Annotated in this window: 6 protein-coding genes; 5 read left to right on the forward strand and 1 reads right to left on the reverse strand. The window is 74.9% G+C overall.

Annotation, left to right across the window (positions count from 1 at the left end):
• Nucleotides 1–10: 10 nt before the first annotated feature.
• From ABZW32_RS24070 to ABZW32_RS24085, 4 genes are all read left to right on the forward strand, one after another.
• Nucleotides 11–1,099 (forward strand): M50 family metallopeptidase, encoded by a 1,089-nt coding sequence (locus tag ABZW32_RS24070; protein WP_356219116.1) that lies wholly within the window; start codon nucleotides 11–13, stop codon nucleotides 1,097–1,099.
• Nucleotides 1,100–1,169: 70 nt separating this feature from the next.
• Entirely contained in the window at nucleotides 1,170–2,156 is a 987-nt protein-coding gene (locus tag ABZW32_RS24075) for an ABC transporter ATP-binding protein (RefSeq protein WP_356219094.1), read from the forward strand.
• Nucleotides 2,153–2,908, forward strand: coding sequence for an ABC transporter permease (locus ABZW32_RS24080; RefSeq protein WP_356219097.1), 756 nt, complete (start codon nucleotides 2,153–2,155; stop codon nucleotides 2,906–2,908). Before ABZW32_RS24075 ends, ABZW32_RS24080 begins: the two co-directional genes overlap by 4 nt.
• Nucleotides 2,905–4,854 carry a TOMM precursor leader peptide-binding protein gene (locus tag ABZW32_RS24085; RefSeq protein ID WP_356219100.1) on the forward strand — a complete coding sequence of 650 codons (1,950 nt, stop codon included), beginning with the start codon at nucleotides 2,905–2,907 and terminating at the stop codon, nucleotides 4,852–4,854. The genes ABZW32_RS24080 and ABZW32_RS24085 overlap by 4 nt, the downstream gene beginning before the upstream one ends.
• Before the next feature lie 85 nt (nucleotides 4,855–4,939).
• Here the strand turns inward: ABZW32_RS24085 and ABZW32_RS24090 are convergent, their stop codons facing one another.
• On the reverse strand, nucleotides 4,940–5,113 hold the full coding sequence (locus ABZW32_RS24090) for a thiazolylpeptide-type bacteriocin (RefSeq protein WP_007268044.1): 174 nt from the start codon (nucleotides 5,111–5,113) through the stop codon (nucleotides 4,940–4,942).
• 184 nt (nucleotides 5,114–5,297) lie between these two features.
• On the opposite strand from ABZW32_RS24090, the gene ABZW32_RS24095 reads away from it, so the two are divergent.
• The coding region (locus ABZW32_RS24095) for an amidohydrolase (RefSeq protein ID WP_356219105.1) at nucleotides 5,298–6,559 on the forward strand (1,262 nt) is incomplete at its 3' end.

A 6,559-nucleotide genomic window follows, 5' to 3' on the forward strand; every position in this document is an offset into this window, starting at 1 on the left:
GCCCTCGGGGATGCTGGAGCACCGGCCGGCGCTGCGGCCGGGGATCCTGCTGTCGCCGCCGCTGCTGAACGGCCCGGCCGTGGTGCACCTGGTGAAGGACCCGGTGTCCGGGTCCTCCTTCGAGATCGGGCCGAAGGAGTACTTCCTGGTCTCGCGGCTGGACGGCTCGCGCAGCCTCGCGGAGATCGGCGAGGCCTACGGCCGGGCCTTCGGGCGCCGGCTGGGCGAGCGGAACTGGCAGCAGCTGCTCGGGCTGCTGGGGAGCCGGCGGCTGCTGGCGGGCGGTCCGCTCCCGGAGCCCGCGGCCGGACCGGGGCCGCAGCGCACCGGGACGCTGCTGCGCGGGACCCTGCGTCTGGTGGCGGACGCCGACGCGACGACGGCGCGGCTGCACCGGTTCCTGCGGCCGGTCCTGCGGCCGGTGGCGGTGGGGGTGCTGATCCTCGTATGCCTGGGCATGGAAGGGGTGTTGGCGCTCGCGTCCGGGGAACTCCTGGAGGACCTGTGGTGGTTGCTGTCGCGCCCGGTGCCGCTGCTGGCGGTGGCCACGCTGCTGTGGCTGAGCACCGCGCTGCACGAGTTCGCGCACGGGATCGCCGCCCGGCACGTCGGGGGTACGGTCGGGGAGATCGGGCTGCGCTGGCGGCTGCCGGTCGCGATCATGTACTGCACCGTCGACAACTACCGCTACCTGCGCCGCCGCCGCCAGCAGCTGGCGGTCGCCGGGGCGGGCGCCTTCGCCAACCTGGTGTTCCTGCTGCCCTTCTTCGGCTGGTGGGCCGCCCTGCCCGCCGGCGACCCCACCGGGCGGGTGCTGGGCGCGCTGCTGCTGCTCGGCAGCGCCCAGGCCCTGGTCAACCTCGTCCCGCTGCCGCCGCTCGACGGCTACACGCTGCTCGGGCACGCCCTGCGCGTGACCCGGCTGGCGCCCGCCACCTCGGCCTACCTGCGGCTGAGGATGCGCGACCGCGCCGCCGCGGACGCCTACCCGATCCGGGCCCGGCGGCTCTACGTCGGCTACGGGATCGGCTCGGCCGTGCTGGTCCTGCTCCTGGCCGGGGCCGCGGCGGCCGCCGTGGTCCTCACCGTCCGCTCCTGAACCCGATCCCCTGCCTTCCACCCGCTCCGTCTCCGATACCGATACCGATACCGAGGGAACCGCACCGCCCATGACAACTGACCGCACCCCACCGCCCGAGGCACCCGTCACGGGTCCCGTCGCCGTCTCCGTCCAGGAGGTCCGCAAGCGCTACGGCGACCGCCAGGCCGTGGACGGCATCTCCCTCGACGTGCGCCGCGGCGAGTTCTTCGGCCTGCTCGGCCCCAACGGCGCGGGCAAGACCACCCTGATCGAGATCGTCGAGGGCCTGCGCCAGGCGGACTCCGGCACCGTGGAGGTCCTGGGCGAGCGCCCCTGGCCCCGCAACACCGCGCTGCTGCCGCGGATCGGCGTCCAGACGCAGGCGTCGGCCTTCTTCGTGCGCCAGACGGCGCGCGAGCACCTGGCGACCGTCGCCGGGCTGTACCGCAAGGACGCGGCCGCCGCGGACCGCACGCTGGAGACGGTCGCCCTGACCGAGCAGCGCGACGTCCTCGTCGAGAACCTCTCGGGCGGGCAGCGCCAGCGGCTCGCCATCGCCTCGGCGCTGGTCCACGACCCCGAACTGATCTTCCTGGACGAGCCGACGGCCGCGTTGGACCCGCAGGCCCGCCGCGACCTGTGGGAGGTGCTGCGCGCCCTGAAGGGCGAGGGCCGCACCATCGTCTACACCACCCATCACCTGGACGAGGCCGAGGCCCTGTGCGACCGGGTGGCGATCCTCGTCGCGGGCCGGATCGCCGCCCTCGACTCCCCGCACCGGCTGGTCGCCTCCGCAGGCGCCCCGGCCCGGCTGCTGGTGCCGGCCGGGCGGCTGGGCATCGCGCAGGCCGCCGCCCTGGAGGGGGTGGACCGGGTGAGCGAGCAGGGCGGCTCCCTGGTGCTGGAGACCTCGGCCCCCGGCCGGGTCCTGCAGGCCGTCGACGCCCTCACCGGGCTCGACGGGGTGATGACCCGGACGGCGACCCTGGAGGACGTCTACCTGGAACTCACCGGCCACCACCACGGGCCGGACGCCGGCCGCACCCCCGCACACACCACGGAGTCCCGGGCATGAGCGCATACACGGCACTGACCTCGTCGGGCTACCGGGCCCAGGTCCGGGACAAGGCCACCCTCTTCTTCACCTTCGCCTTCCCGCTCCTCTTCCTCGTGGTCTTCGGCCTGATCTTCAGCGGCCAGGACGTGGAGGAGAGCGGGCGCCCCTACATCTCGTACATCGCCCCCGGGGTGATGTCCTGGGGCGTCGCCAACGCCGCCGTCTTCGGGATCGCCTTCACCCTGATGCAGTGGCGGCGCGACGACCTGCTGCGGCTGATCCGGCTCACGCCGACCCCGCTGACCACGGTGCTGGCCTCCCGCTACGTGCTGGCCGTGGTCGTGGGCGTGGTGCAGGCGGCGGTGTTCATAGCCGTGGCCATGCTGCCCGGCTTCGGGCTGGTGCTGGACGGACGCTGGCCGCTGGTGCTGCCGGCGCTGGTGGCCGGGATCACCGCCTTCATGGCGATCGGCGTGATCGTCGGGAACTTCGCCAACACCCCCGAGGCCGTCGCCGCGATCGCCAACTGCCTGATGGTGCCGATGGCGTTCCTGTCCGGCTCCTTCCTGCCGCTCGACATGATGCCGGGCTGGCTGCGGTCGGTCTCCCGGGTGCTGCCGCTGCGCTACCTCAACGACGCGGCCACGGGCGCGCTGACCGGTTCGGGCTCGCTCGCCGGCATCGGGATCGGGTGCGCCGCGCTGTGCGGGTTCGCCCTGCTGTTCGGCGGGATCGGGCTCAAGACCTTCCGCTGGAGCAACCAGTCATGACCTCGACGAGAGCCGTACGGGCCGGGGCCCCGGCGGGCGCCCCGATGGAAGCGGCCCGGCGCGCGCTGGAGGAGGCCCTCGGCGGCGCGGGCAGCGGGAGCGCCGTCGTCACCCTGGGGGTGCACGACGCCCTCGGGCCGCGCGCCGCCGACCCGTTCGCGACGGTCCGGCCGGGCGCCGCCGTCCACCTCAGTGCCCGGGCCGTACTGGTCGGCCCGTGGGGCGGCGACGGCACCGCGCCCGCCTGCGGGCAGTGCCTGGCGATGCGCTGGCAGCGGCTGCGCAGCCGCAGCGAACGGGACGCGCTGGAGACCGGCACCGGGCCGGTCACCACCGCGGCGGCGCACTGGCCGCGGCTGTCCCCGTACGTGCTCGACGCGGTCGCCGCCCTGCACGCCGCCGTGGCGGGCGGCGAGGCGGGCGCTCCCGGCCCGTCGCCGGCCGACCGGGCGCTGCCCCAGGTCTCCCGGCTGGACCTGGAGACCCTCCAGGTGCGCACGTACCCGCTGGCCGCCGACCCGCTCTGCCCGGACTGCGGCCCGCGCGGTACCGACGCCCCGCGGCCCTTCACCCCCCGCTCCCTGCCCAAACCCCACCCGGGGGCGCAGCGGCTGCGCGCGGCGTCCTCGTACCCGGTGCCGCACGAGGCGCTGGCCAACCCGGTGACGGGGGTGCTGGGCGCGGGCACCTGGACCAACGTGACCTCGCCGACCACCGCGCCCGTCGCGGGCAGCGTCTTCATGCGCGGCTACGCCGGGCTGACGGACGTCACCTGGAGCGGGCAGGCCAACAGCTTCTCGGCCAGCCGCGACCTCGCCTTCCTGGAGGGCCTGGAGCGGTACGCCGGCACGCACCGGCGCACCGGCGCCACCGAGGTGCTCACCGCCCCGTACGCGGAACTGGGCGGGCGGGCCCTGGACCCGGCGCTCTGCGGGTTCTACCCGGAGGCGACCTACCGCGACGATCCTCTCGTCTCTCCCTTCGACCCGGGGCGGCCGATCCCCTGGGTGTACGGGCATTCGCTGCGCGACGACCGCCCGGTGCTGGTCCCGGCCCGCCTGGCGTACTACAGCGCGGGCCTCGCGTCCGACAACTTCGTCTTCGAGTGCTCCAACGGCTGTGCGATCGGCGGTTCCCTCGAAGAGGCCCTGCTGGGTGCGCTGCTGGAGCTGATCGAGCGGGACGCCTTCCTGCTCGCCTGGTACGGCGGCCTACGGCTGACGGAGATCGACCTGGCCTCCGTACCGGGGCCGGCGGTGCGGACGATGGTGGACCGGGCCGCGCTGCAGGGGTACGACGTGCACGCCTTCGACAACCGGATCGACCTGGCGGTGCCGGTGGTGACGGGGCTCGCGGTACGGCGCGACGGCGGGCCGGGGCTGTACTCCTTCGGCGCGGGCGCCGCGCTGGATCCGGCGGCGGCGGTGGAGGCCGCCCTGTCGGAGGTGCTCACCTACATCCCGCACCTGCCCGGCCAGGTGGCGGGGCGGCAGGCCGAACTGGAGGCGATGACCCGGGACTTCTCCCTGGTCAAGCACCTCAAGGACCATGCCCAGCTGTACGGGCTGCCCGCGATGTCCCCGTACGTGCGCCCGTACCGGGAGCCGCTCGCCGTGCGGCCGATGGACGGGCTCTACGCGGAGTGGGAGGAGCGGGGGCGTCCCCGGACGGGCGATCTGCGCGACGACCTGATGCTGTGCGTGGGCGAACTCGCCTCCGCCGGGCACGATGTGATCGTCGTGGACCAGACGACTCCGGAGCAGCGCCGGGCGGGGCTGAGCACGGTGTGCGCGGTCGTCCCGGGGCTGCTGCCCATCGACTTCGGCTGGTCGCGCCAGCGGGCCCCGTACATGCCGAGGATGCGGACGGCGGCCGTGCGCGCCGGGCTGCGCCGGGAGCCGCTGACGGACGCGGAGGTCCGGCTGGTGCCGCACCCCTTCCCCTGAACGGGCGGGCACCGCGCGCCGGATGCCCCGGCCCCCTCGGGAGAGGGGGCCGGGGCATCCGGGTGCACGGCCTGCTGAGCTCGGGTCAGGCGCTGCAGGAGGTGGTGCTGGTGGTGGAGGAACAGGTCGAGGTGGAGCTGCAGCTGGTGGAACCGGCGAGCACGACCTCGCTGGCGTCCGAGTAGTCCGAGATCTCGAAGGTCTCCGACTCCAGCTCCAGGATCTCGTCGGCGAGCGAGGCGAGCGGCGACTTCTCCATGGGGACTCCTTCAGTTGGTGCGGTCACTGGGTGCGCGACCACGGGACGGCCGTCTCCGTGCGGTGCCCCTCCAGGAGAACCTCTCGCACCGTCATGTCACGTGTCCTCCTTCTGACATTCCGCTGACAGAAGGTGTCAGCGGACTGACAGACCCGGCCGGATCCGGTGGCCGATCATGGGCTTCATGACCGCGACCGTCCCGGCGTCCGCCGCCGCCTCCGGCCCTTCCCCCTCCCCCGGACCCGCCTCCGGCGTGCTCGCGGCGCTGCCCCCGCTCCTGCGGCCGCTGACCACCCTCTACCTCGATCTGCACCGGCACCCGGAGCTGTCCGGCGGGGAACGGCGCACGGCGGGCCGCTTCGCCGACTGGCTGGAGTCCGCCGGGTACGCGACCACGCGCGGGATCGGCGGGCACGGCGTGGCCGGGGTGCTGCGACGGGGCGAGGGTCCGACCGTGCTGCTGCGCGCGGAGCTGGACGCGCTGCCGGTCCGGGAGACCACCGGGCTGCCGTACGCGAGCGAGGGGCCGGTGGCGCACGCCTGCGGGCACGACCTGCACCTGGCAGCGGCCGCCGGGGCCGCCTCCGTGCTGGCGGGCGCCGCCCAGGAGGTCTGGCGGGGCACGCTGGTGGTGGTGGGCCAGCCCGCGGAGGAGACCCTCGACGGGGCCGCGGCGATGCTCGCCGACGGGCTGTACGAGCGCGTCGGCCGCCCGGACGCGGTCCTCGCCCAGCACTCGGCGCCGCTCCCCGCCGGGATGGTGGCGCACGGGTACGGGCCGATGACGGCGGGCAGCGTCACCTTCAAGGTCGTGGTGCACGGCCGGGGCGGGCACGCGGGCGCCCCGCACCTGACGGTGGACCCGGTGGTGACGGCGGCCCACGTGGTGACCCGGCTGCAGACGGTGGTGGCGCGGGAGGCGGCGCCCTCGGAGCAGGTGGCCGTCACCGTGGGTTCGTTCCGGGCGGGCGAGCGCGCCAACGTGGTGCCGGAGCGGGCCGAGCTGGCGATCACCGTACGGGCCGCGGGCGGGGCGGCGCTCGCGCGGGCCGCGGCCGGCGTCGAACGGATCGTCCGCGCGGAGTGCGCGGCTTCCGGCTGCCCCCGCGAACCGGAGATCGTCCGCGAGCGCGAGTCTCCCGTCACCCACCCCGATCCGGCGACGACGGGGGCGGTGCGGGAGGCGCACGCGGCGCACTTCGGGGCGGAGCGGGTGGCGATGTGGCCGCCGTCGCTGGCCACGGAGGACTTCGGGCTGTTCGGCGACGCGGGGCGGGCGGTGCACGGGGCGCAGGGGGTGCGGCTCGCCTACTGGATGCTGGGGGTGGTCGGCCCCGCCGCGTGGGCGGCGGGGGCCGCGGGGGGGGGCGCGCGGTGGCATGCAAAACAAGAAACAACACACAAAAAACCAATCCAACGGCGTTTCGGTAGTATTGTGTTAATTTT

This window comes from Streptomyces sp. NPDC004667, assembly GCF_040609475.1.
GTDB lineage: Bacteria > Actinomycetota > Actinomycetes > Streptomycetales > Streptomycetaceae > Streptomyces.

Excerpts from the sequence above, each read along its gene's own strand:
- ABZW32_RS24085 (WP_356219100.1), top strand. The coding sequence starts at position 2,905 with ATGACCTCGACGAGAGCCGTACGGGCCGGGGCCCCGGCGGGCGCCCCG.
- ABZW32_RS24080 (WP_356219097.1), top strand. The coding sequence starts at position 2,153 with ATGAGCGCATACACGGCACTGACCTCGTCGGGCTACCGGGCCCAGGTC.
- ABZW32_RS24075 (WP_356219094.1), top strand. The coding sequence starts at position 1,170 with ATGACAACTGACCGCACCCCACCGCCCGAGGCACCCGTCACGGGTCCC.
- ABZW32_RS24090 (WP_007268044.1), bottom strand. The coding sequence starts at position 5,113 with ATGGAGAAGTCGCCGCTCGCCTCGCTCGCCGACGAGATCCTGGAGCTG.
- ABZW32_RS24070 (WP_356219116.1), top strand. The coding sequence starts at position 11 with ATGCTGGAGCACCGGCCGGCGCTGCGGCCGGGGATCCTGCTGTCGCCG.